The sequence below is a fragment of the Micromonospora sp. NPDC002389 genome, from assembly GCF_040296095.1.
In the GTDB taxonomy this organism is placed as follows: domain Bacteria; phylum Actinomycetota; class Actinomycetes; order Mycobacteriales; family Micromonosporaceae; genus Micromonospora.
Map to the genome: position 1 here is coordinate 277,585 of NZ_JBEOWP010000004.1, position 23,364 is coordinate 300,948.

At 71.5% G+C, this 23,364-nt stretch carries 21 protein-coding genes and 1 riboswitch; of the genes, 7 read left to right on the forward strand and 14 right to left on the reverse strand.

Going from position 1 to position 23,364, the window contains the following annotated elements:
- Positions 1–48: 48 nt before the first annotated feature.
- From ABT008_RS10150 to ABT008_RS10175, 6 genes are all read right to left on the reverse strand, one after another.
- Positions 49–585 (reverse strand): hypothetical protein, encoded by a 537-nt coding sequence (locus ABT008_RS10150; RefSeq protein ID WP_350695300.1) that lies wholly within the window; start codon positions 583–585, stop codon positions 49–51.
- Positions 582–1,748: a glycosyltransferase family 4 protein gene (locus ABT008_RS10155; protein ID WP_502890396.1), complete on the reverse strand. Its 1,167-nt coding sequence runs from the start codon at positions 1,746–1,748 to the stop codon at positions 582–584. The genes ABT008_RS10150 and ABT008_RS10155 overlap by 4 nt, the downstream gene beginning before the upstream one ends.
- A gap of 86 nt (positions 1,749–1,834) precedes the next feature.
- Positions 1,835–3,508: a glycosyltransferase family 4 protein gene (locus tag ABT008_RS10160; protein ID WP_350695303.1), complete on the reverse strand. Its 1,674-nt coding sequence runs from the start codon at positions 3,506–3,508 to the stop codon at positions 1,835–1,837.
- A 37-nt stretch (positions 3,509–3,545) separates the two neighbouring features.
- Positions 3,546–4,574, reverse strand: coding sequence for a Gfo/Idh/MocA family protein (locus tag ABT008_RS10165; protein WP_350695305.1), 1,029 nt, complete (start codon positions 4,572–4,574; stop codon positions 3,546–3,548).
- Positions 4,571–5,680, reverse strand: coding sequence for a DegT/DnrJ/EryC1/StrS family aminotransferase (locus ABT008_RS10170; protein WP_350695307.1), 1,110 nt, complete (start codon positions 5,678–5,680; stop codon positions 4,571–4,573). Before ABT008_RS10170 ends, ABT008_RS10165 begins: the two co-directional genes overlap by 4 nt.
- Before the next feature lie 140 nt (positions 5,681–5,820).
- Entirely contained in the window at positions 5,821–6,447 is a 627-nt protein-coding gene (locus ABT008_RS10175) for a TetR/AcrR family transcriptional regulator (RefSeq protein ID WP_350695308.1), read from the reverse strand.
- A 167-nt stretch (positions 6,448–6,614) separates the two neighbouring features.
- On the opposite strand from ABT008_RS10175, the gene ABT008_RS10180 reads away from it, so the two are divergent.
- From ABT008_RS10180 to ABT008_RS10195, 4 genes are all read left to right on the forward strand, one after another.
- Positions 6,615–7,514: an ABC transporter permease gene (locus ABT008_RS10180; RefSeq protein ID WP_350695309.1), complete on the forward strand. Its 900-nt coding sequence runs from the start codon at positions 6,615–6,617 to the stop codon at positions 7,512–7,514.
- A 10-nt stretch (positions 7,515–7,524) separates the two neighbouring features.
- On the forward strand, positions 7,525–8,325 hold the full coding sequence (locus ABT008_RS10185; RefSeq protein ID WP_117227541.1) for an ABC transporter ATP-binding protein: 801 nt from the start codon (positions 7,525–7,527) through the stop codon (positions 8,323–8,325).
- A 163-nt stretch (positions 8,326–8,488) separates the two neighbouring features.
- Positions 8,489–9,994 carry a D-ribitol-5-phosphate cytidylyltransferase gene (locus ABT008_RS10190; RefSeq protein ID WP_350695310.1) on the forward strand — a complete coding sequence of 502 codons (1,506 nt, stop codon included), beginning with the start codon at positions 8,489–8,491 and terminating at the stop codon, positions 9,992–9,994.
- Between the two features lie 33 nt (positions 9,995–10,027).
- Entirely contained in the window at positions 10,028–11,725 is a 1,698-nt protein-coding gene (locus ABT008_RS10195; protein WP_350695312.1) for a CDP-glycerol glycerophosphotransferase family protein, read from the forward strand.
- 106 nt (positions 11,726–11,831) lie between these two features.
- Here ABT008_RS10195 and ABT008_RS10200 read toward each other — a convergent pair whose 3' ends face one another.
- The 4 genes from ABT008_RS10200 to ABT008_RS10215 all read right to left on the reverse strand — a co-directional run bounded on the left by ABT008_RS10200 (position 11,832) and on the right by ABT008_RS10215 (position 16,211).
- A complete protein-coding gene (locus ABT008_RS10200) occupies positions 11,832–12,695 on the reverse strand; it encodes a C39 family peptidase (RefSeq protein WP_350695314.1) in 864 nt (287 codons plus the stop codon).
- A 219-nt stretch (positions 12,696–12,914) separates the two neighbouring features.
- Positions 12,915–13,056: riboswitch (cyclic di-AMP (ydaO/yuaA leader) on the reverse strand.
- Between the two features lie 308 nt (positions 13,057–13,364).
- On the reverse strand, positions 13,365–14,129 hold the full coding sequence (locus ABT008_RS10205) for a hypothetical protein (RefSeq protein ID WP_350695316.1): 765 nt from the start codon (positions 14,127–14,129) through the stop codon (positions 13,365–13,367).
- Positions 14,130–14,308: 179 nt separating this feature from the next.
- The gene (locus ABT008_RS10210; RefSeq protein WP_350695318.1) at positions 14,309–14,713 is read right to left on the reverse strand and encodes a hypothetical protein; all 405 of its coding nucleotides are present in this window, start codon (positions 14,711–14,713) and stop codon (positions 14,309–14,311) included.
- 124 nt (positions 14,714–14,837) lie between these two features.
- Complete coding sequence (locus ABT008_RS10215) at positions 14,838–16,211, reverse strand: acyltransferase family protein (protein WP_350695319.1); 1,374 nt, start codon at positions 16,209–16,211, stop codon at positions 14,838–14,840.
- A 206-nt stretch (positions 16,212–16,417) separates the two neighbouring features.
- Here ABT008_RS10215 and ABT008_RS10220 point away from each other — a divergent pair, with 206 nt between their 5' ends.
- From ABT008_RS10220 to pseI, 3 genes are all read left to right on the forward strand, one after another.
- Positions 16,418–17,749, forward strand: coding sequence for a polysaccharide pyruvyl transferase family protein (locus tag ABT008_RS10220; RefSeq protein ID WP_350695321.1), 1,332 nt, complete (start codon positions 16,418–16,420; stop codon positions 17,747–17,749).
- Positions 17,750–17,838: 89 nt separating this feature from the next.
- The gene (locus ABT008_RS10225; RefSeq protein WP_350695323.1) at positions 17,839–19,005 is read left to right on the forward strand and encodes a glycosyltransferase; all 1,167 of its coding nucleotides are present in this window, start codon (positions 17,839–17,841) and stop codon (positions 19,003–19,005) included.
- The gene (gene pseI / locus ABT008_RS10230; RefSeq protein ID WP_350695325.1) at positions 19,002–20,051 is read left to right on the forward strand and encodes a pseudaminic acid synthase; all 1,050 of its coding nucleotides are present in this window, start codon (positions 19,002–19,004) and stop codon (positions 20,049–20,051) included. The genes ABT008_RS10225 and pseI overlap by 4 nt, the downstream gene beginning before the upstream one ends.
- A 486-nt stretch (positions 20,052–20,537) precedes the next feature.
- On the opposite strand, the gene ABT008_RS10235 is transcribed toward pseI, so the two are convergent.
- Genes ABT008_RS10235 through ABT008_RS10250 form a run of 4 tightly spaced genes read right to left on the reverse strand, consistent with a single transcriptional unit; the run spans position 20,538 to position 23,358 of the window.
- Positions 20,538–21,002 (reverse strand): hypothetical protein, encoded by a 465-nt coding sequence (locus ABT008_RS10235; protein WP_350695326.1) that lies wholly within the window; start codon positions 21,000–21,002, stop codon positions 20,538–20,540.
- 49 nt (positions 21,003–21,051) lie between these two features.
- The gene (locus tag ABT008_RS10240) at positions 21,052–21,801 is read right to left on the reverse strand and encodes an SDR family NAD(P)-dependent oxidoreductase (RefSeq protein ID WP_350695327.1); all 750 of its coding nucleotides are present in this window, start codon (positions 21,799–21,801) and stop codon (positions 21,052–21,054) included.
- Positions 21,794–23,104 carry an AMP-binding protein gene (locus tag ABT008_RS10245; RefSeq protein WP_350695328.1) on the reverse strand — a complete coding sequence of 437 codons (1,311 nt, stop codon included), beginning with the start codon at positions 23,102–23,104 and terminating at the stop codon, positions 21,794–21,796. Before ABT008_RS10245 ends, ABT008_RS10240 begins: the two co-directional genes overlap by 8 nt.
- A gap of 2 nt (positions 23,105–23,106) precedes the next feature.
- Positions 23,107–23,358 (reverse strand): acyl carrier protein, encoded by a 252-nt coding sequence (locus ABT008_RS10250; RefSeq protein ID WP_350695330.1) that lies wholly within the window; start codon positions 23,356–23,358, stop codon positions 23,107–23,109.
- Between the last annotated feature and the right edge of the window lie 6 nt (positions 23,359–23,364).

Below are 23,364 nucleotides of genomic sequence, written 5' to 3' on the forward strand. Positions count from 1 at the left end.
GATCTCATAACTCTCTCTCAGTGATTGGTCGCGCGCTGCGCCCGATGGTCAGCCGCCGACGTAATCGATGCTGTAGGCGACGCTTGGCGCGACCCGACCGGCAGTGCCCGGTAGGGCAAGCAGATCGACGGCCATCGGCATGGAGAGGGCATCGGTCACGACGAGTAGGTCGAAGGGCTCCGACTCGACAAGGTGGCGCTCGACCAACTTCGACGGGTCCTGCTTGAAGAACCTGCCGTAGGCGGGCAAAAAGATCCGCCGATGTACGCGGTCCGCGATCCGCCGCTCGTATGCCTTGCTCGCCCGACGAGCCCGGGGCTGCAGCCGACCTCGACCGATCACCCGGTTCAGCAAGAAGCGCGGCCCCTTGTAGAGAAGGAACTTCTCGGCCCGGCGTACCGGCCGGCGCTGCTCGAGTTTGGACATCGCGACCACGTCGACGCCATCGGCGAAGGTCACCCGCTTCCAGCGAGCGGCCGATTCGACCAGGACGACAGCACTGCCGCCCTCGGCGACCACCTGCGCGGACTCCGCGACCACCGCGCGTCGTCGAGTCGCTCCCAGGGCAAGGAACAGAACTCTCATCGCGCCCCCTCAGGCGTGGCCGGCGCGAGGCCGCCCTCGGCATCGGCCGCGGAATTCTCTTCCGGGAACCAGACCCGATGGTGCGCACGCGCTACCGCTGGATATCCGTAGCGGTCGTCCAACGTACGCTGGGCCAGCTCAAGGTCCAGCCCGTCGGGGAACCGCGACCGTAGCCGACGGTAGCCCGCCACGATGGAATCCGGGCTCTCCTCGACCGCCACCAGTTCACCGGCGGCGTCCTCGATGCCGGCCAACGTCTCCTCCGGCCCACCGCAGCGGGTGACCAGCACCGGCATCCCGGCGGCGAGCGCTTCCACCACGGTCATCCCGAAGGTCTCCATCCGGCTGGGATGGACCAGCAGATCGTGCTCACGCATGAGCCGCAGCGCCTCGTCGGGCGAAACGGCACCGGCGAAGGTCACCGCATCCGCAATGCCGAGTTCAGCGGCGCGGGCCTGCAACGTGGCGGACAGCTCGCCGTCGCCGACCAGACTGAGGGTGAGTCGTGGGTCGTCCGCATGGCAGACGGCGAACGCCTCAAGCAACCAGGTCACGCCCTTGCGCGGGATCAGACCACCGAGAAATAGCCAGCGACGCAACTCGGTGACGGGTACCGGACGGGGGTGCTCGAACGAGATCGGGTTCGGAACGATACTGATTCGATCGGCGTGGTGCGGGAACGTCTCGACCAACAGGTCCCGCATGCCGTCTCCGACCGCGAAGAAGGCGTCGCACCGGTGCAACACCTGGTCGTACATCGCGTGGCCGTCCGGCTCGGCCAGGATCCGGTCGAGGAAGGTGGCGTGTTCGGTGACGAAGAACCGGGCATCGGGGCGCAGGTGATGCAGCGCCGCCCAGCCGCTCGGCAGCCCGACGTGTGCGTGGACCACCGGCGCGTCGATCGGTCGTCCGCCGAGCGCCAGCGCGAGCGTGGCCTCGTGTCGCCGCGCGATGTCGGCGAAGCTGAGCCCACCCGGCATCGGCACCGGTACGTAACGCAGCCCGGCCCCACCGACTGTCTGGCCGACAGCCTGCGCTTGCGGCAGTAGGAGTCGCTGTGCCTCACCGATCTCCGCGTCCTGCTCCGAAGTCAGCCGTGACCACCACCCGTCGCAGTGGTAGACCGTGGCCTGGTCGCAGCCGGGCGCCGTCGCCTCGGTCATCGCTCGGACGAAGGCGCCTCGGAACGGCAGTTCCCGCGTTGGATACCAGGGCGTGACGATCGCCACGTCCCGTGCCGACGTTCGACTCACCTGCGGCTGCCCACCTCTGCTTGGCGGTTGCTGTCCGACGGGGTGGCCACCTGGGTCGCCGGTACCGCCGTCGGCTTTCCAGCCGGAACGGCCGGGGACGCGCCTGCGCGGTCCCGAAGCAGACCGGTGTACACCCGGTCCAGCACCGCCGCCTGAGCCTCCCAGGTCCACCCTTCGAGGAGACCGGGACGGTCGTAGGCAGCGCGGTAACGCTCCGGATCGGCCAGGACCGTCTTGACCGCACGGACGTAGTCCGTCACGTCCTCCGCCCGGAACACCTCACCCTGACCGGTGGAACGGACCATCTCCGCCATCGTTCGGACGTCACTGGTGATAAGCGGTAGACGTGCCTGCGAGTACTCGAAGAACTTGTTGCTCAGGGCGATCTCGTGGTTGGACAGGTGCACCAGCGGGCTCACCGCCGCATCGGCCGGCGCGAGGAACTGCGCCACCTGCCAGTGCGGCACGTATGGCAGCAGGTGCACACGGTCGGCGACACCCAGATCCTCGGCACGGGCGAACGCCTCGTCGGAAGTGGCGTTCTTGCCGTTGGGGTGCAGCGACACGAGCGCGATGTGCACGCCCGGCAGGTCGGGCAGAGCGTCGATCATGACGTTCACGCCGCGCACCGGAGTGATCCCGCCGCAGTAGGCCAGCAGCGGAGTTTCCGACCCGACGCCGCACAGCGTCCGCAGATCCGGCACCGGTGTCGAGTCGGTCTCCTCGGGAGCTCCGCTGACCGGGGCGTTCATCACCACGTCCGGCAACACCGGCAGTTTGTGCTCCGTACGTAGCAACTCGGCCAACGAACTGGAAACGGTCACCACGGCGTCGGCGTACGGGGCGTACTCCTTCTCGTGCGCGACCACGGCTGGCAGCCAGCGCGGAGTGTTAGGCCGAGGCCGTAGGCCGGGCGCGTACTCGTGCGCGTCCCAGACCAGCTTGACCCGACGCCCACTGGCCCGGGCCCGCATCGTGGCCCGGGCGCCGACGCCGATCATTCGGAAGTCGTGAGCGTGGATGATGTCGGGCTTGAGCCGGTCGATCACGCGACCGAAGGACAGCTCCCACCGCCACAGGCCGGGGTCGAGGCGGCGCCATGCGCGGCGGCCCAGCACGGCCTTCCAGAAGCTGATCGGAATCGTGTTCAGCAGCGCCCGTTCATCACGACGGGCCGCCTTCAGTCGGTTCGTCTCCCGTGCCCGGAACCGGGCCCAGCGATGCATCGCCTTGGCTGCTGCCCACGGCGCCGCAAGCAAGCCGAGACCGGCTACCTCGCGTAGTCGCGAGCCACCGTCGGCCCGCCTCGCCCGAAGGGTCGCGATCCGCATCCGTACGTCCGCGCGGCGGGCCCGGGCGATGCCGAGACGGTAGTTCGCCATCCGGCCCGGCGGGTAGGCCAAGGGCCGCCGTAGCAGCGAGCGGGTGAACGTCGTGGGCGGCATCGCGAGATCGCTGTTGAGTTCCACCAGCCGAACCTCGGCTTCACCGAGCTGCCAGCTCTCCACCGGTGCGTCTCGCCGCTCGCCGAGCAGGATCACTTCCCAGCCGGCTGCGGCGGCAGACCGCGCGATCTTCTGGACGCGTGAGTCGCCCCGCACGTCGTTGTCCACCAGCATGACGACCCGCCCGCGAGAGGGGCGTGGAACGTCGCCGGCTACTGACTCCATCTGGACAGATCCCTTTCGGTTGTACCTCGTCGCGAAGTTAGATCTGCGCGCGCATGACCGCGATAGCTCCGCAGTCCATGGTGGTGCCGTCCGCCGCAGATCGCAGCAGCGCCCCGGCTACCTCGACGGTTCGCAGTCCCTGCCGGAGGGTGACGATATCGCTTTCCTTGCCCTCCACGGCATCCCGGAATCGCTCGTGTTCCACCAACAGCGGTTCGCGCTTCGGAATGGCGTAGCGGATCATGTCACCCTCGGCGACGCCCCGGAAGGCCCGCAGCGCCTCCCACTCGGTGCCGACCGCGCCGTTGGCATAGAAGGTGAGGTCGGCGGTGAGCGTGTCGGCGACGAAGCAGCCCCGATCGCCGGTGATCACCGTGGACCGCTCTTTCAGCGGGCTGAGCCAGTTCACCAGGTGATTGACCATCGTGCCGTCGGTGAGCGTACCGACGGCCGCCACCATGTCCTCGTGCAGCCGCCCGCTGCGGGACACCGTCCGGGCCGACACCGAGACGTACTCCTGGCCGGTCACCCAGCTCGTCAGGTCGATGTCGTGGGTGGCCAGGTCCATCACCACGCCGACGTCGGCGATCCGGTGCGGGAACGGACCCTGCCGCCGGGTCACCACCTGGTAGACCTCGCCCAGCTCGCCGGCCTCCAGGCGGGTCCGCAGGCTTTGCAGAGCGGGGTTGTACCGCTCGATGTGGCCGACGCCCGCCACCAGTCCACGGCTCTCGAACGCCTCGACCAGACGGGTCCCCGCCTCGACGGACTGCGCGAGCGGCTTCTCGATCAACGCGGACACACCGTGTGCGGCGAGTTCGAGCCCGACCTGCTCGTGCAGCGCGGTCGGGCAGGCGACCACGGCGTAGTCGATGTCGCGGGCCAGCAGCTCGCCCAGGTCGGGCAGCACCGGCGCCCGGAGCTGCCCGCTCGTGTCACCGACGGGGTCGACGATGCCGACCAGCTCGACGCCGTCCAGACCGGAGAGCACCCGGGCGTGGTTGCGCCCCATCGCGCCCAGGCCGATCAGACCGGCGCGCAGCTTGTCGCTCTGCCGCTTGCTCACTGGGCACCGCCGGCGAGGTTGGCGGCGTCCGCGATCCGCTCGAGGTCGCTCTGCTCCAGTGTGGGGTGCACCGGCAGCGAGATCACCTCGGCTGCGGCCCGGTCGGTCTCCGGCAGTTCCCACGGGCCGGGGCGGCCGTCCGCACCCAGGTACGGCTTGAGCCGGTGGATCGGGGTCGGGTAGTAGACGGCGTTGCCGATGCCCTGCTCGGTCAGACGCTCCTGGGCGGCGTCCCGGTCGCCCCGGACGCGGACGGTGTACTGGTGGTACACGTGCCGGGCGGCGTCCGCCACCGGCGGGATGATCATGTTGGTGATCTTCGAGTCGAGGTACTTCGCGTTCGCCTGGCGCTGTGCGGTCCACTCGGCCAACTGCGTCAACTGCACCCGGCCGATCGCCGCGGCCACGTCGGTCATCCGCATGTTGGCGCCGACGATCTCGTTGGCGTACCGCTGCTCCATGCCCTGGTTGCGCAGCAGCCGCAGGGTCCGGGCGAACCCGGCGTCCGCGGTGCTGATCATGCCTCCCTCCAGGGAGTGCATGTTCTTCGTGGGATAGAAGCTGAAGCAACCGGCGGCGCCGAACGCACCGACCGGCGTGCCGTGCAGGCCGGCCCCGTGGGCCTGGGCCGCGTCCTCGACGACGGCCAGACCGTGCCGCTCGGCCACCGCCATGATCTTGTCCATCGCGGCCGGGTGGCCGTACAGGTGCACCGGCATGACGGCGACGGTCCGCGGGGTGACCGCGGCGGCGACCGCATCCGGGTCGAGGCAGAAGCTGTCCCGCTCGATGTCGGCGAAGATCACCTCGGCACCGACCAGCCGCACCGCGTTGGCGCTGGCGGCGAAGGAGAAGGACGGCACGATCACCTCGTCACCCGGGCCGACGCCGAGCGCCAGCAGGGTCAACTGGAGGGCCGAGGTGCCGGAGTTGACGGCGACACAGTGCCGATCGGCGACCACCTCGCCGAACTCCTGCTCGAAGGCCGCGACCTCGGGCCCCTGCACCACCATGCCGCTGCGCAGCACCCTGACCGCCGCCTCGATCTCGGCCTCGCCGATGATCGGCCGGGCTGGCGGTATGAAGTCCGGACGCTGGCCAGTCATGAAGGTCCTCCCGTGTCACAAGACTTGTTCGCGAGTTCGGGGTGCGATACTAGTCCGTTTGGAGCGGGAGTCGGGAATGGCACTCACGTGGCGTCAGGTCCGCGTTCACGCTTTATTCAGCGGACGGATGTCCGCGCAGCTCACGACACCTCCTCCCGCGGGCTCGCGCAGACGACCCGCAGTGCGGCCACGGCCGCCGCCGCCATCCGGGCCAGCTCGGAGGGCTCCAGCGGCACCCGGGCGATGGCCAGCCGCCAGTAGACCGGCCCGACGATCAGGTCGGCCGCCGCGCGCGGATCCGCACCGGGGGGCAACTCCCCCCGCTCGATCGCCCGTCCGATGACGATCTCGCCGATGCGGTCCTGGTAGTCGTTCAGCGTGCTCTGCAACGTGCCGGCGATCTGCGGGTTGCGCGCCGCCTCGGCGAGCAGATCAGGGATGATCTGTGTCGCCATCGGGTGACCCAACGCACCGGTCACGACCAGCAGCAGCAGGCGTACGTCCCCGTCGAGGGTGCCGGTGTCCAGCATCGGCAGCTTCCGGCTGGCGACGGCCGAGACCACGTCCAGCACGAGGTCGAGCTTCGAGTTCCACCGGCGATAGATCGCGGTCTTGCTGACCCCCGCCCGCCGGGCCACCGCCTCGATCGAGAGCCGGCCGTAGCCGACCGCCGCCAGTTCGTGCATCAGGGCCCGACGGATGGCCGCGGTGATCTCTCCACGGAGCACTGCGGCACCGGCCGGCGCGCGTCTCTTCTCGGTCGTCACCTGGGACTCTTCTCCACTGTCACGAACAACAATGTAGCGCAACGACGGTACGGTTGCGTCCCGACGTGTTTCGGACTACTGTCCACGCAGCGGCGAGGCGGCGCTCCACGCTAGATTCCATCGTCGCGAACGTATCCGCCGCACGACAGATCGGAGCGCCCATCCCCATGGCCAACACCACGCTGGCCGACCCCGACTCCGGCCTCACTCCCGCGCAGGTGGCCGCCCGCCACGGCCTGCGGGTGGCCGGAGAGCGGCCCTCACTCCGCCGCTACAGCGGTGAGCTGTGGCGTTACCGGCACTTCGTCGCCGCGTACGCCAACGCCAAGTTGACCGCCTCGTTCAGCAACGCCCGACTCGGGCAGCTCTGGCAGGTGCTCACCCCGCTGAGCAACGCGGCGGTCTACTACCTGATCTTCGGCGTGGTGCTGGAGCAGAGCCGGGACATCCCGAACTTCATCGCCTACCTCACCACCGGTCTGTTCATCTTCAACTTCACCCAGACCACGGTGCAGCAGGGCACCCAGGCGATCAGCGGCAACCTCGGCCTAATCCGGGCCCTGCACTTCCCTCGGGCCTGCCTGCCGCTGGCGATCACCGCCACCCAGTTCCAGCAGCTCCTGGGCTCGCTGTTGGTGCTGGTCGGCATCGTGGTGGTCACCGGCGAGCCGATCACCCTGATGTGGCTGATGCTGGTGCCGGCGGTGCTGCTCCAGACGGTCTTCAACGCCGGGCTGACCATGGCGATGGCCCGGCTGGGCGCCAAGGCCAGCGACCTCAAGCAGGTCATGCCGTTCGTGCTGCGGGCCTGGATGTACGGCTCCGGGGTGCTCTACAGCGTCGAGCTCTTCTCCAACAACCTGCCCGGCTGGGCCGTCGGGATCGTGCAGTTCAACCCGATGCTGGTCTATATCGAGCTGGCCCGGACCGCCCTGCTGGAGCAGGCCCCGTTGCTCAACGACTCGCTGCTGCTGACCTGGCTGATCGCGGCCGGCTGGGCGGTCGTGATGGGCATCGGTGGCTACTTGTTCTTCTGGCGCGGCGAACAGGAGTACGGTCGTGGTTGATCACCTGGCGATGTCCAACGACGTGACGGTCACCCTGCCCCGGATCCAGGAACGCATCCCGACCGTGGTGGTGGACGACGCGCACATCGTCTACCGGGTGCACAAGGGCGCCGCCGGCAACACCAGCCCGGTGGCCGCGTTCAAGCGGATGGTGAGCCGCACCTCGGCGCCGAACGTGCGCGAGGTGCACGCGGTGCGCGGGGTCACCTTCACCGCGTACCGGGGTGAGGCGGTCGGGCTGATCGGCACCAACGGCTCCGGCAAGTCCACCCTGCTGCGGGCCATCGCCGGCCTGCTGCCGGTGGAGCGCGGCGCGATCTACACCCAGGGGCAGCCGTCGCTGCTCGGGGTGAACGCCGCGCTGCTCAACGACCTGCCCGGCGAGCGCAACGTCACGCTCGGCTGCCTGGCCATGGGCATGCACCCGGCCGAGGTGCAGCGCAAGGTCCCCGAGATCATCGAGTTCTCCGGGATCAACCAGCGAGGCGACTTCGCCTCCCTGCCGATGCGGACGTACTCCTCCGGCATGTCGGCCCGGCTGCGCTTCTCCATCGCGGCGGCCAAGCAGCACGACGTGCTGCTGATCGACGAGGCGCTGGCCACCGGCGACAAGGCGTTCCGCAAGCGCAGCGAGAAGCGGGTACGCGAGCTGCGGGAGAGCGCCGGCACGGTGTTCCTGGTCAGCCACCAGCTCTCCTCGGTCCGGGACACCTGCGAACGGACAATTTGGCTGGAATCGGGCCTGATCCGGATGGACGGGCCGACCGCCGAGGTGTTGAAGGCGTACGAGGCGTTCACCAACGGCAAGTAGAGTCCAGGCGAACGTCCGGCGTCTCGACGACGTCGCGCGGACCGCGTCGGCCCGTTGGGGTGGCGCGGTCCGCGCGTTAAGGTTCATCCCGTCGCCAGCGGCGGCGACACCCCCCACGTTGACACTCCCCGCGAGCCATGTATCCCGAGAGCGAGGACCCGCGATGACGCAGGACCTGACCACCGACCCGGGCAGCCAGCCGGACGACCCGGCGCCGTGGCGACCCTCGCGGACGGTGGCCGTGGTGCTGGCCGGCGGTACCGGCACGCGACTGGGCCTCGGCATCCCCAAGCAGCTTCTCAAGATCGCCGGTAAGCCGATCATCGAGCACACCCTGGCCGTCTTCGAGGCCGCGCCGGAGATCGACGAGATCATCGTGCTGATGGCCACCGGACACGTCGACGAGGCGCAGCGGATCGTCGACAAGGCCGGCTTCCGCAAGGTCACCAAGGTGATCGAGGGCGGCGACACCCGCAACGCCACCACCCGGATCGCGCTGGACGCCGTGGGTGAGGCGGACTGCAACATCCTCTTCCACGACGCGGTCCGGCCCCTGCTCAGCGGCCGGATCGTCCGGGAGTGCGTGAACGCCCTCTGGACGTACGCGGCGGTCGACGTGGCCATCCCGTCGGCCGACACGATCATCCAGGTCGACGAGGACGAGTGCATCACCGACATCCCGGTCCGCGCCACGCTGCGCCGGGGCCAGACGCCGCAGGCGTTCCGGTCGAGCACCATCCGGGAGGCGTACCGGCAGGCCGAGGGTGACCCGAACTTCGCCGCCACCGACGACTGCGGCGTGGTCCTGCGGTACCTGCCCCAGGTGCCGATCAAGGTGATCGACGGCTCGGACGAGAACATCAAGGTCACCCACCCGGTCGACGTACACCTGGCCGACAAGCTGTTCCAGCTCGCCGCCGCCAAGGTGCCCCGCCTGACCGACCACCGGGCGTACAGCGAAGAGGTCACCGGCCGCACGATCGTCATCTTCGGTGGCAGCTACGGCATCGGCCACGACCTGACCGAGCTGGCCCGCCGCCACGGCGCCCAGGTCTTCCCGTTCAGCCGGTCCAGCACCGGCACGCACGTGGAGCGGCCGGAGGACGTCGAAGCAGCGCTGCGGACCGCCTTCGAGGCCACCGGACGGATCGACCACGTCGTGGTCACCGCCGGGATCCTGGAGAAGGGCGCGCTGGCCGAGATGGACCAGGAGACCATCGACCGGGTGCTCCAGGTCAACTTCGTCGGCCCGGTGACCGTCGCCCGGCAGTCCCTGCCCTACCTCCAGCAGACCAAGGGCCAACTCCTGCTCTACACCTCCAGCTCCTACACCCGGGGACGGGCCGACTACGCGCTCTACTCGGCCACCAAGGCGGCGCTGGTCAACCTGACCCAGGCGCTCTCCGACGAGTGGGCCGAGTTCGGCGTACGGGTCAACATCATCAACCCGGAGCGGACGGCCACCCCGATGCGGACCAAGGCGTTCGGCGCGGAGCCCGAGCACACCCTGCTCGCCGCCGAGACCGTCGCCCAGGCCTCGCTGGACGTGCTGATCTCGGAGCTCACCGGCCAGGTGATCGACGTACGCCGGCCGCCCGGCGAGACGCCGTCCCCCGCCCCGGTACCCACCCAGGCCGACGCCTCCAGCAGCGGCACCCGCGTCGGCTGACCCGCCGACGACGAGCACGAAGGCAGCGCCGAGATGCGTGGTGACCTGGTCACGAAGTTGGCCGCCCGGGGCCTGGCCACCGGCGGGGCGGTCCTGGCGTTCCTGGTGCTCGCGCTCACCGGCGCGACCACCTGGGGACTCGGGCTGGCGGTGGCCGCGCTCGCCGCCACGGTCTGGGAGCGCCGGGTGCGACCCGGCGCCGACAGCGTCGCGGAGACCGCCCTGCTCGCCGCCGGGATCCTGGTCGGCTACGCCCGGCAGCTCGACGGCGGCTTCGACCCGATCCTGGTGGTCACCGCCCTGGTGCTGCTCGGGCTGGTGCTGGTCACCGGGCCGCTGCGGGCCGCCGGCAACCTGGAGATCCGCGCCGCCAACCTGCCGGTACGCACCTGGGTGCCGCAGGTCGCCGCCCGCCTCGACGACGCCGTCGCGGGGCTGCTCGCCGCGCTGGCCGTGGCCGCCCTGGCCGGCCTGCCCGCCATGGTCGCCCTGCTGGTCTGCCTGCCGGTCGGCGCCGCCGCCGGTGCGGTCGCCCTCGACCTGGCCCGCCGCCGGTTCCGGCCGGCGTCCGGCGGCTCGCCGGTCACCCGGGCACTGCGCCGGCACCAGCCGGAGTTCGTGCTCCACTTCTCCGCCCCGCCCGGTTCGGAGTACCAGGTCACCATGTGGCTGCCGTACCTGGAACGGATCGGTCGGCCGTTCGTGGTGATGCTGCGGGAGCCGGAGTTCCTGCCCGCCGTCGCGGCGGCCACCACCGCCCCGGTGGTCTACTGCCCCACCCTGCGCACCATGGACGAGGTGCTGGTGCCGAGCCTGCGGGTGGCGTTCTATGTCAACCACGGCGCGAAGAACAGCCACTGCATCCGGTTCACCCAGCTCACCCACGTGCAACTGCACCACGGCGACAGCGACAAGGCGCCCAGCGCCAACCCGGTGTCGGCGATCTTCGACCGGATCTTCGTGGCCGGCGAGGCGGCCATCGACCGGTACGCCCGAGCCGGGGTGGAGATCCCGGCCGAGAAGTTCGTGGTGGTGGGCCGTCCGCAGGTCGAGGCGATCGAGGTACGCCACCAGCCGACGCGCGGACTGGCCAACCCCACCGTCCTCTACACCCCCACCTGGACCGGCCACCACGCCGACGCCGACTACTGCTCGCTGCCGATGGCCGAGACGCTGCTGCGGCGGCTGCTCGACCGGGGCGCCACGGTGATCCTGCGCGCCCACCCGTACACCAACCAGCATCCGGCCTCGGCCCGACGCCTGGCCCGGCTGCACGAACTGCTCGCCGCCGACCGCTCCCGCACCGGCCGTCAGCACGTGTTCGGCGCCGCCGCCGGCCGGCTCACCCTGGCCGAGTCGGTGAACCGGGCCGACGCCCTGGTCTCCGACGTCTCCGGGGTGGTCTCCGACTGGCTGTACTCGGGCAAGCCCTACGTGGTCACCGACACCGGTGTCGACGGTGACCGGTTCGTCGAGCGGTTCCCCCTCGCCGCCACCGGCTACGTGCTGCGCCGGGACATGTCCGACCTGGACGACGTGCTGACCCGGCTGCTCGACACCGATCCGCTCGCCGAGGCGCGCTGGGCGACCCGTCGGCGCTACCTGGGCGACTTCCCGGCCGAGTCGTACGCCGAGGCGTTCCTCGCCGCCGCCCGGCGGGAGCTGGACCCGACCTGGACCGCCCCGGCACCACGGACCACGACCGACGCCGCGCTGCCCAGCGCCACCTGAGCGGTCTCAGCGCCAGGGGTCGAGCAGGGCCAGCACCGCCGCCCTGGATGTTAGGAAGGGTCCCCTGCTATGCACGAGGCGTTAGCAGGGGACCCTTCCTTACATCTCAGGAGGAGTAGCCGCGGGTGGCAGCCCAGTGGGCGAGATCGATGGTGGTCATCCAGTACGAGTAGTACGAGGCGTCGGCCGAGTCGGCGATCTTGACCAGTCGACCGTCGTCCTCGTAGCCCACCACGGCGACGTAGTGGCCGCCGGGGAAGGAGTGCCAGCCGCCGTCGGTGTCGGTGGCGCTGCCGGCCACGTTCACCACGACACCGCGCCCGTCGGTGATCGCCTCCACCACGTCGGCCTGGAGCTGGTCCATCTGCGCCGGGCTGGCCGAGCCGCCCGGCAACATCGTGGTCGAGTACGGCTCGCCCTTGACCGTGGCGTTGAGCACCCGGGTGGTGTCCTGGGCCGAGTTGGTGCCGGCGTACGTGGTGCCGAGCTGGGCGGCCAGCGTGTCCTGGTCACGGTCGACACCGGCGGCGCTGAGCGCGTTGCGTACCGCGGCCGGGCCGCAGTAGTAGCCGGTGGTCTGCGCCTGGAAGTCGTAGTCCAGGACCTTCCGCGCCGGTGCCTTCGGTGCGGCCTTCGCACTGGTCGCCACCGGCGAGGGAGCCGCCGAGGTGATCTTCGGCGAGGGCGACGGCGACGGCGCGGCGCTGCTCGGGGCCGCGCTGCTGGGCGGGGTCGACGGGGTCGGCTCCACCCGGGCCTCGGCGCGGGAGACCGCGGTGTCGCCGCGCAACTCGGCGACGGCGGTCGTGGTGTGCGCGGTGGCCGGGGTGTCCTCGGTGCCGACGAGTACGGCACCGGCACCGGTGGCCAGCGCCAGCGCGGCGGCCGAGGCGGCGACGACCTGGTAGGGGCGTTCGGTGGCCAGCCGGCGTAGCTGGCGCGTGACGGTCTGCTTCACGGAGTCCTCCACGGGGCTCAGGGAGGCACGGCGAACCGCTCCGGCGGTCAGCTCGACAGGACATGCCGAGGACCGCCCGAGTGGGCGGACGGGCCGTGCGAGGGGCTGCGCCCGGTCGACCGGGCGGTGGCGGTGGCCGCAGTCAGCTCGCGGCTGACGGCCCGGTGAGCGCGGGCACCGCAGTGCCGTGGAGGAACAAGAGGGGTACCACGAGGGGATGCACGAGAGGAAAGCTCCTTCCGACACCGCCGACCGGGTTAGCTGACGGGTTCGGGCGGGAAGATGGCCCTACCGCGAGCCGAGGCTCGCGGATTCACCCCAGTGGTGCGGTGGGTCCCCGGTTCGTGAGACCACGATTAGGCGGGTCGATGCGGCGTCGCCTCCTGCGATCGGGTACCGCATCGGACGGGCCGACACTACTGGCCGGTCATTGCCCTGCCAACCCGCTCTGACCTGCGTAAACATGATCCAGGTCGATGATTTTCGGGCGTTCGGTCAGCGACGTCGCGCAACGGGACCGACGGCGATCGACGCAACAGGCGGTGACAGGGGGACCACCCGCAGACAATGTCTCCGGGCATCGCATCACGTCTCGGGCGGTTCGCGCCTCGGCGTCCGCTTGGCCGAGGGATGTGACCGGGCTCACCCAATCCGGCCGGACTATCCGGTCGCCGAGCCGGGTCACCCCACGCGCGCCGGGCGCCACCGAAGGACCGCTGCGGCCGGACGTGCGACGGCGGTGACGGCGGGCGCCGGGAGCAGGTTCGGCCGCAGGCGCTGCGCGGCGGCGTACGCCTCGGCGGAGAGCACCCGTGCCGCTTCGGTGGCCAGCTCGGCCTCCCGCCAGGCGGCCCGTTCCCGCTCGGCGGCAACCCGGTACGCGGCCCGGTGGTTGTCGCGGACGACCCGGGCCAGGACGACCTCCTGTTCGGCCGGGTGCAGTCGGGGATCCCAGCCGGCCCGACGCGCCAGCACGTCGGTGAGCTGCCGCGCCGACAGGTCACCGCGCCAGTGCGCCTGCATCGCCGCGTGGTGCAGCCAGCGCTCCCGGGCGGCGTACTCGCTGGCGGTGCGCGGGGTGCGGGGGGCCGGCAGCGCGGTGGCCCCGACGAGCCGCCGGGCACGGCTCTCCGCCTCGTCGAATCCGGCCCAGGCCCGGTCGAGAGCGGTCTGAGCGGTACGCCACGCCTCCTGCCGCCGGGCGGCGTTCTGCGCGGCCCCGGCGGCGGCCACGGCCACCTCACCGGCGTAGCGGCGCAGGTCGGCCGCCTCGGCCTCGGCGGGGTCGGCGGCCGGGCCGGTGGTCTCGTCGGCGCCGGACGACGCCGGTTCGGGCCGGGCGACCAGGGCGGTGAGCACGCCCAGCGCGAGCACGAGCAGCACCGACCAGATGGCGGCGGCTCGGGGCACCTCGATCAGGAACTGGTAGAGGACGGTCTTCTCCATGGCGGTACCTCGTGGGCAGTGGTGCGCTGACAGCGGACCGCGCCGGGTATCCGGTCGTCCGGTGGCGGTGCCACGGGACCGGGCGGGGCGGTGACGGGATGCGTCGCGGGCAGAGGTCCCGGGCGTTGCGGGACGGGCTGCGGCGGAGTCCGGTCGGCGGGCCGCAGCGGGGCGCGAGGTCAGGCGCCGGGTGGGGCGCGGGCACCGTGGGCGGCCGGTGCGACCGTCGTCGGGACGGATGTCGCCGGACCTGCGACCGCCGTCGCGGCGGTCCGCTGCGCCTCCGGGCGCGCCTCCGGCAGCAGTCCGGGTACGCCGACCGGGTCGACACGGTCGACGACCCCGGTGGCGGCCACCGCGACCAGCGTGCCGGCCGACGCGGGCTGCCAGCCTGCGTGGGGCGACTGCGCGAGCAGGGCGGACGACGCGACCCGGTCGACGGCGGGGTGCCCGGCCGGGGCGCCCTGTGCGGGCATCGCCCAGGCGCCGAGGGTGAACGCGGCGGCGACCGCGAACCCGGTCAGCAGCCGCGTCGCCCAGCGCGCCAGCCACCACAGGGGACGGGTGGACGCGACGGGAAGCACATCGTCACGCTACCGCCACCACCGTCGAATCGCATCGGCGACGGGCGTGTCGCGTCGGCGACGCGCCGCCGATGACGCACGAAACAGCAGGTCGGACGGCCGGCGAGGATCATCCACCATGGACTCAGTGGTGCGGGTCGCGCCGACCGGCGGTGCTCGGCTCGTCACCCGCCACCCGCTGCCTCGGCAGCCCGGCGGGCGGCTCCGCACGCGGCTCCACGGGCGACCCCGCAGGCGGCTCCGCGCACGCTTCTGCGGGCGGCTGAGTGGGCGGCCTCGCGGACGCGGCGGTGCGCGGCGCGGCGGACGCCGGTGGACCGGCGGACCCGGCGGCGGACGGGCCGTCGGACCTGGCGGCGGGTGGCGGGGCGGAAGCGGCGGCGGATGGCGGGACGGAGGCGGCGCGGCTCGGAGCGAGTCGCCGCATCATCGGTTGCTCCACGTAGCGGTGCAGCAACGCGGCCAGCGCCAGGGTGAGCAGCAGGAACCCGATCACCGCCGGCACTCCCCACCAGCCGGGCAGGCCGGTGCCCCAGTCGCCGGTGAGCCGCAGGATCGTCATGATCGCGAAGACGTGCACCAGGTAGAAGGCGAACGAGACCTCGCCCAGCCAGACCATCAGCCGGGAGCGCAGCGGCGACCGGCGGCCGTGCACGTCGGCGTCCGCCGCCGCCGCGATCACCAGGACGTACGCCACCGACAGCAGGGCCGCCCAGAGCTCGGCCCGGATCCACTGCGAGGCCGCCACCCAGGTCGCGACGAAGATCACGGTGGCCAGCGGCAGCCGGGGCCCGCGCCAGCGCCCGCGCAGCATCAGCTCGGCGGCGGCCACGCCCATCCAGAACTCCAGCGACCGCACCAGCGGGAAGATCTGGGCGAACCACCAACGGCTCTGCTCCGGCACCAGCAACTGACCGGGCCAGAGCGCCAGGATCAGCAGCGGCATGGCGATCACCACGGCCCACAGCATCCACGGCCGGGCCCGGCGGACCAGCGGCAACGCCAGCGGCAGGCAGAGATAGAAGAACAGCTCGCAGGAGAGCGACCAGCTCACGTTGTTGACGCTGTAGAAGTAGCCCGGTCGCGGATCCCACGCCTGGAGCAGGAACAGGTTCTCCAGCGCGGCCACCGGGTTGATCGGGTCGGCGAACCAGAGCGCCGCGAGCATGGCCAGCGCCCACATCACCACGTGGTTCGGATAGATCTTGGCGATCCGGCGACGCCAGAACCGGCGACGGGAGTCACCGACCCGGGCCGACCAGACCAGCACGAAGCCGCTGAGGATGAAGAAGAACTGCACCCCGGACAGGCCCAGGGTGAAGATCTCGCTGACCACCGCCTGGTGACCGGGCTCGGCGATGATGCGCATGGTGCCGGCGTGGAAACCGAAGACCAGCAGCGCGGCGATCCAGCGCAGTCCGGTCAACGAGGGCAATCGGCTGGCGTCACCGCGTCGGGTGGTGGAGGGCGGCCTATCGACGACGGTGGTGCTGGTCATTCCGGGCACCATACCGGTGCGCGCACTCCCCCTCGAACCGGGCGGGGAGGCGGGCGGAATGGGGCGGATGTGGCTCAGGTGTCAACCGGTCCCCCGGTGGCCTACTATTCCCGGGACTTGGATGAGCACCCACCCCGCCATCCGGCCCGGTGGTGCGCTGGGCATGCCGAGGCGGGGGGCGGCACCGACGAGAGGCAGAGTCAGCGATGCACCAGCGGATCCTGATGCGGGCCCGGAAGGGGCCCTTCGACGTCAACTCGCCCGAGGAGACGTTCGAGCGGAACCTGATCGGTGAGAACGCCGGCAACCTGGTCTTCAGTCACGCCGCGAACAAGCTGCTGGCCACCCGTGCCGCCACCATCACGCCCAACGGCTTCACGGTCAACATGCGCGACAGCGACCGGATCAACGAGGAGTACGACGTCTTCGTGGTCCCGCTGGCGAACGCGTTCCGGCGCAGCTACGCCCACCGGCTCGACGCGATGAGTCGGCTGATCGAGCGGCTCAAGATCCCGGTCGTGGTGCTCGGGGTGGGTGTGCAGACGAACGTCGACGGTGACCGGGAGTACCTGCGGCCGATCGACGACCAGGTCAGCCGCTTCTGCCGGGCCGTCCTCGACCGCTCACCCAGCATCGGCGTCCGGGGTGAGATCACCGCCGACTACCTGCGGACGATCGGCTTCTCCAACGTCGACGTGATCGGCTGCCCGTCGATGTTCCTGCACGGCGACACCCTGCCGGTGGACAAGCGCAAGACGTTCATCGGCCCGTACGACCGGATCGCGTTGACCGTCTCGCCGTACGTCAAGTCGATGGCGCAGATCATCAAGACGCACCACCAGCGCTACGAGAACCTGCGCTACATCCCGCAGGACCTCAAGACGCTGGGCACCCTGCTCTTCGGCGACTCCCCCGAGGACCGTGGCAAGAGCAGCGAGATCCCGATCCACACCACGCACCCGCTGTTCACCGAGGACAAGGTGCGGATGTTCGTGGACCCGTGGACCTGGATCGACTACCTCTCCGGGTTCGACTTCAACTTCGGCACCCGCATCCACGGCACCATCGTCTCGCTGCTCGCCGGTACGCCGGGCTTCCTCTTCGCGCACGACTCGCGCACCCTGGAACTGGCCCGCTACTTCGAGATCCCGCACCGCGTGATGCGTGACGTGCCGGCCGACGTGGACGCGGCCCAGCTCTACGACGAGGCCGACTACTCGGGCATGGTCAACGGCCACAAGCAGCGGTACGAGACGATGATCCAGTTCCTGAACAAGCACGACCTGGGCAACTCCTTCACCGACGCCGACAGCGCGGCGGTGTTCGACGCCACCCGGCAGGCGACCGCCTTCCCGCCGGCCGTCCGCCCGGCGTTGGCCACCTCGCCCGAGGTGCTGGTCAAGCGCATCGAGTGGCTGCGCGACCAGGAGGCCGCACTCCGCGAGCAGGCGCCGCCGAAGACGGCTCGGCCGGAGCGGATCCGCACCCGGATCAAGAAGGCGGTCCCCGGCTCGGTGCGCCGCATGCTCAACCGTTAACCCGGCACTGCTCGGCTGTTCAAACACTTCACCACCGACGGTCACGTCAGGTTCCAGGGCCGTCCACCCGGGCGGTCGATGGTTGCCGCGTGGTCATTGCGCCGACGCACGCGCCGCTGTTGAGCATCGTGGTACCCGTCTACGGCGTCGAGGCGTACCTGGAACAGTGCCTCGACTCGATCCGTGGTGACGTCCCGGCCGACCGGGCCGCCGAGGTGGAGCTAGTCGCGGTGGACGACGCCTCGCCGGACGGGTGCGGTGAGCTGCTGCGCGCGTACGCGGCCGAGCACGCGGGCGTACGCGTGCGGCACCTGGAGACCAACGTCGGCCTCGGCCCGGCGCGCAATGCCGGGCTGGACGTGGCCACCGGCCGGTACGTGTGGTTCGTCGACAGCGACGACTGGCTGCCGCCGGGCACGATCCCGGCGGTGCTGGACCGGCTGCGGGCCGACCGCCCCGACGTGATGATGATCGACCATCTGCGGGTGCACGACTGCGGCCGCCAGGAGGAGGACCCCAGCAGCCGGTTGCTGCGGGACACTCCCGGCGTGCTGCGGCTGGCCGACCGGCCCCGGCTGCTGCGGGTGCAGCACACCGCCTGGAACAAGGTGGTGCGCCGGGAGTTCCTGACCGAGCTGGGCTTGCGTTTCCACCCCGGCTGGTACGAGGACATCCCGTTCAGCCACCCGCTGCTGATCGGCGCGGAGCGCATCTCGGTGCTGGACCGGGTCTGCTACCTGTACCGCCAGGGACGGCAGGGCGCCATCACCTCGACCCGCAGCGGCCGACACTTCGACGCCTTCGACCAGTACGACCGCCTCTTCGCCTGGCGGCACGAGCGGTACCCGGACGGGCGCTGGCACAGCGAACTGTTCGACCTGATGGTGAACCATTTCCTGGTGGTGGTGGGCAACGACGACCGACTGCACCCGCACCTGCGGCGCGACTTCTTCCGGCGGATCGCCGAGCACTACCGCCGGTACCTGCCGGACAGCGGGTATCCCCGGCCCGGCGGGGTGGCCGGGTTCAAGCACCGCCTCGTCGGCCGGGACAGCTACCTGGCGTACGCCGCGCTGCGCCGGGCCCACCGAATGGCCACCCGGTTGCGTGCTGCGACGCCCGCCGCCCCGTCCGCGCCCGCCGCATCGACCTCGACCGCCGCGGCGTCCGCCGCGTCCACGGCCCCGCCCGACGGCACGCCCGGCCCCACGTCACCCCGCCCGTTGGTGCGGACTCGCCAGAACGGATCACGATGACCACCTTGAAGATCGGCCCACACCTGGTCGGCGCCGGGGAGCGCCCCTTCGTGGTGGCCGAGATGTCCGGCAATCACAACGGTGACCTGGGCCGGGCACTGTCCATCGTGGATGCTGTCGCGGCGGCCGGCGCACACGCGCTCAAGCTCCAGACGTACCGACCCGACACGATCACCATCGACGTGGACACCCCGGCGTTCCGCATCTCCGGCGGGCACGAGCTGTGGGGCGGGCAGAACCTCTACCGGCTCTACGAGCGGGCACACACCCCGTACGAGTGGCACCGGCCGATCTTCGAACGGGCGCGCGAGCACGGCCTGACGGTTTTCTCCTCCCCCTTCGACGCCTCGGCCGTGGAGCTGCTGGAGGAGTTGGACGCGCCCGCGTACAAGATCGCCTCGTCGGAGCTGGTCGACCTGCCGCTGATCCGGCTCGTCGCGGCCACCGGCAAGCCGATGGTCATCTCCACCGGGATGGCCACGCTGGCCGAGATCGACGCCGCGGTCCGCACCGCGCGCGACGGCGGTGCCGGCGGAATCGTGCTGCTGGCCTGCACCGCCTCGTACCCGGCGCCGCCCGCCGACAGCAACCTGCGCCGCATCCCGGTGCTCGCCGAGGCGTTCGGGGTGCCCGTCGGCCTCTCCGACCACACGCCCGGCATCGGCGTGCCGGTCGCGTCGGTGGCCCTCGGGGCGTGTTTCATCGAGAAGCACGTCACGCTGGACCGCGCCGACGGCGGCGTGGACTCCGACTTCTCGCTGGACCCGTCCGAGCTGGCCGCGCTGGTGGTCGAGTCGGAGCGGGCGTACGTGGCGCTCGGCGGCACCGCCGTCAATCCCACCCCCGCCGAGCGGGAGGGCCTGCGCTTCCGCCGCTCGCTCTATGTGGTGGCGGACGTGCGGGCCGGGGACGAGGTCACCGCCGCCACCGTGCGCTCGATCCGGCCCGCCGGCGGGCTGCACCCGGTGGAGATCGACCGGGTCCTCGGCCGTCGCTTCACCACCGACGTCGCCCGGGGCACCCCGCTGAGCTGGGACCTGATCTGACCGTTGGGCCTGGCGTCTCCCACAGCGACCTGGCCGCCACCCTCGCCGAGGGCTACGGCCCGGCGCTGTTGCCGCGACCGTTCGGCATCCGGGTCGGCCGCGTGGTGCTCGTCGGGGGTGGCGTGGTGCTGGCCGCCAGCTATCGGGCCAAGGCCCGGGGTGCCGCTGAGGGGTTTCCGACAGCGTCCGAAGCCAGGTGGGTAGATTTGTTGTCGCTGGGGCGACAACAAATCTACCCACCTCCCGGAACGACAGTCGACAACATCCCGCAACCCGGCAGCCCGCCCTGACCGCGATCAGGTTGGCCGAGCGGTCGGTGACACGACGGCACAGACGGTTCAGCTCGAAAGGCCCCGACCGGGAGGCCCGAGGCCCGAGGTCCGAGGTCCGAGGTCCGAGGCCCAAGCCGGAAGGTCCGAGGCCCAAGCCGCGAGGTCCGAGGCCCAAGCCGCAAGGTCCGAGGTCCGAGCCGCGAGCCGCAAGGTCCTAGTCGGGAGCGGCGAGGCACGAGCCGGGAGCGGCGAGGCACGGGGCGAAGGCGACGGTGACCACCAGGTCGGAGAGCCCGGCCCGGTCCACCGGGCCGGGCTCTCCCGCACGGCCCGACGGGCTGAGGATCAGGGTGCGCCAGAGCCGGACGGTGCCGGTCGGCGCACTCAGGCCGTGCTGTCGCCACAGGGCGACCATCGGCACGTCGGCGAGCTTGGCCACGCACTCGGTCCGGGTCCACCGGGCCCAGAAGTTCGCGGTGCCGAAGCGGTGCGCCAGCATCGGCGGCACCTGGGCACCGACGTACTCGGCGTCGACCGCGACTCGCCAGCCCGGGATCGACGGCGCGTACCACCCGACGCAGCGTCCGTCGGCCAGGTGGCTGCGGGTGACGGCGTCGCCCGACTCGGTGGCCGACGCGACGCGCAGGTGTCGCGGCGCGGCGGCGAGGAGCGCGGCCACCGACGGTCCTGGCGTGCCGACGGCGAGGCGGGAGGACACGGTGCCCGGGTCAGATCGAGGCCGCACCGTCGACCACGATGACCTGGCCGTTGATGTTGGTCTGGTCGCGTAGCAGCATCCGCACCACCGGCATCACCTCGTGCGGCTCGGTCAGGTGGCCGGTCGGGGTGCGACGCACGATCTGGTCCAGTTGGGTCGGCCCGAGCACCGCCGACATCTCCGAGGCGAAGAAGCCCGGCGCGACGGCGTTGACCAGGACCCGGCCGCCCAGTTCCCGGGCCAGCGAGCGGGTGGCGGCGTCCATCCCGCCCTTGGTGGCGGAGTACGCGACCAGCCCGGGGAAGCCGCGCTGCGCGCAGATCGAGGTGACGTTGACGATCCGCCCGCGCCGTCCCTGCGCCAGCATCCGCCGCACGGTGAGCCGGGTGAGCTGCAACGGCGCGGTCAGGTTGGTCTCGACGATCCGGGCGATGTCGGCGTCGGCGGTGTGTACGTGCAGCGAGTCCTGCCCGACCGCCGCGTTGTTCACCACACCGTCGACCGGACCGAGCCGGTCCTCCACCGCCCGCACGAACGCCTGCGTGGCGGCCCGGTCGGTGGCGTCGACCGAGTCGACGTGAACCCGGTCCGGACGGGTCTCGGCGAGCTTCGCCAACTCCGGGGTGACGGTGCGCGCGAAGGCGGCCACCTTCAGCCCCGCGTCGAGCAGGTCGGTGACGATGGCGAGACCCAGGCCCCGGGAGCCGCCGGAGACGAGCACCACGGTGGACGGTGGGACGGGGACGGCGGATTCAGACATCGCTCTTCAGCGTCTCCTTGACGGGGATCTCGGCGCGCAGCCGGATCCGGCGGGGCACGGCGTACTCGGGCAGCCGGTCGGTGCACCAGCTCACCAACGCCGCCTCGTCGAGGTCCGGTCCGGCTGCGCCGGACACCGGTGGGACAGGGACCACCTCGGCGACGACCATGTGGCCGAGCAGTGGGGCGCGTCGGCCGGTGACCCGGGCCCAGGCCACCCGGGGGTGCGCGGTGAGCACGTCGCGGACCAGGCCGGCGGAGACCTTGCTGCCGCCCACGTTGATCTCGTCGGTGTCGAGCCGCCCGCTGATCAGCACCCGGCCGTCGACGACCTGCGCCCGGTCCCCGGTGCGGACCGGCCCGGTCAGACCGACCCCGTGGTACGGCGAGGTGACCACGAGTTCGGAGTCCCGCACCCCGATCGTGGGGCGTCCGGGGACGGTGCGGTCCAGCCACTCGACCGGGAACCCGGCCCGTCCGTCGTGCACCACGATCGCCGCGCCGACCTCGGAGGAGGCGTAGATCCAGGAGATCCGGGCGGCCGGGAAGACCTCCCGCAGCCGGTCCAGGACCGTCTGGTCGACCGGTTCCCCGCCGAGGGTGAGCTGCCGCAGCGGCACCCGCGCCAACGCCTCCGGATCGCGGTGCAGCGCCCGACGCCAGAAGGTGGGCGTGCCGGAGGCGGCGTCGACACCGTGTGCGGCGGCCAGCGCCGGCCAGTCGTCGAGCTGCTCCGGCTCCACCACCACGAGGTGCTGTCCCGGCTGGGTCAACGCCAGCGTCACGACCTGCCACCAGGCGTAGGTGCCGGGGGCGTACGGGCAGAGCCAGGTGCGGCCCGGCTGCGCGCCCCGGACGGTGGTCAGCGACTCCAGCGTGTGCCCGACGCGCTTGGGACGTCCGGTGGTGCCGGAGGTCAACAACCAGAGTCGACCGGGCTCGACCGGTCGGGGCCGGGTCGGAGCGAGGGCGACGGTCCCGCCCCCCAGCACAGCTCCGTCGCCCAGCAGGGTCGGGTCGCCCAGCACGGTCGGGTCGGCGGCGGTCAGGCTGAAACCGGCGGCCCGCAGCTCGTCCCGCAGCCCGGCGTCGACCCGGGCGGCGCCGGCGAGCAGCAGCTCGGTGCCGTGCACGGCGTGGTGCCGGGCGGCGGCGAGCGCGTCGCAGGCGGAGTACGCGAGCACCGCCACCGGGTCCGGCAGGGCCGGCTCGGGAAGGTCCCGCCAGGTCAGCGCGCTGCCGCCGACCACGACGCGGTTGTCCACACCGGCCGGGTACGCCCCGAGGCGCGCGGCGGTCCGCACGCTCACTGCCGCGCGAGGTCGGCGAGGAAGTCGAGGACGTCGCCGACGGTGGCGATGCGGCGCAGCCCGGGGGCGTCGAAGTTCAACTCCTCACCCGTGACGTCCTCGACCCGCAGCGCCAGCTCGGAGAAGTCCAGTGACCGGAAACCGATCTCCCGCAGATCCGCCGCGTCGTCGTCCGGCAGCGCCTTGCCCTGGTTGGCCAGCACCTGCCCCATGAGGTCGCGAATCTGCGCACGACTCAATTCCGTCATGCCGCG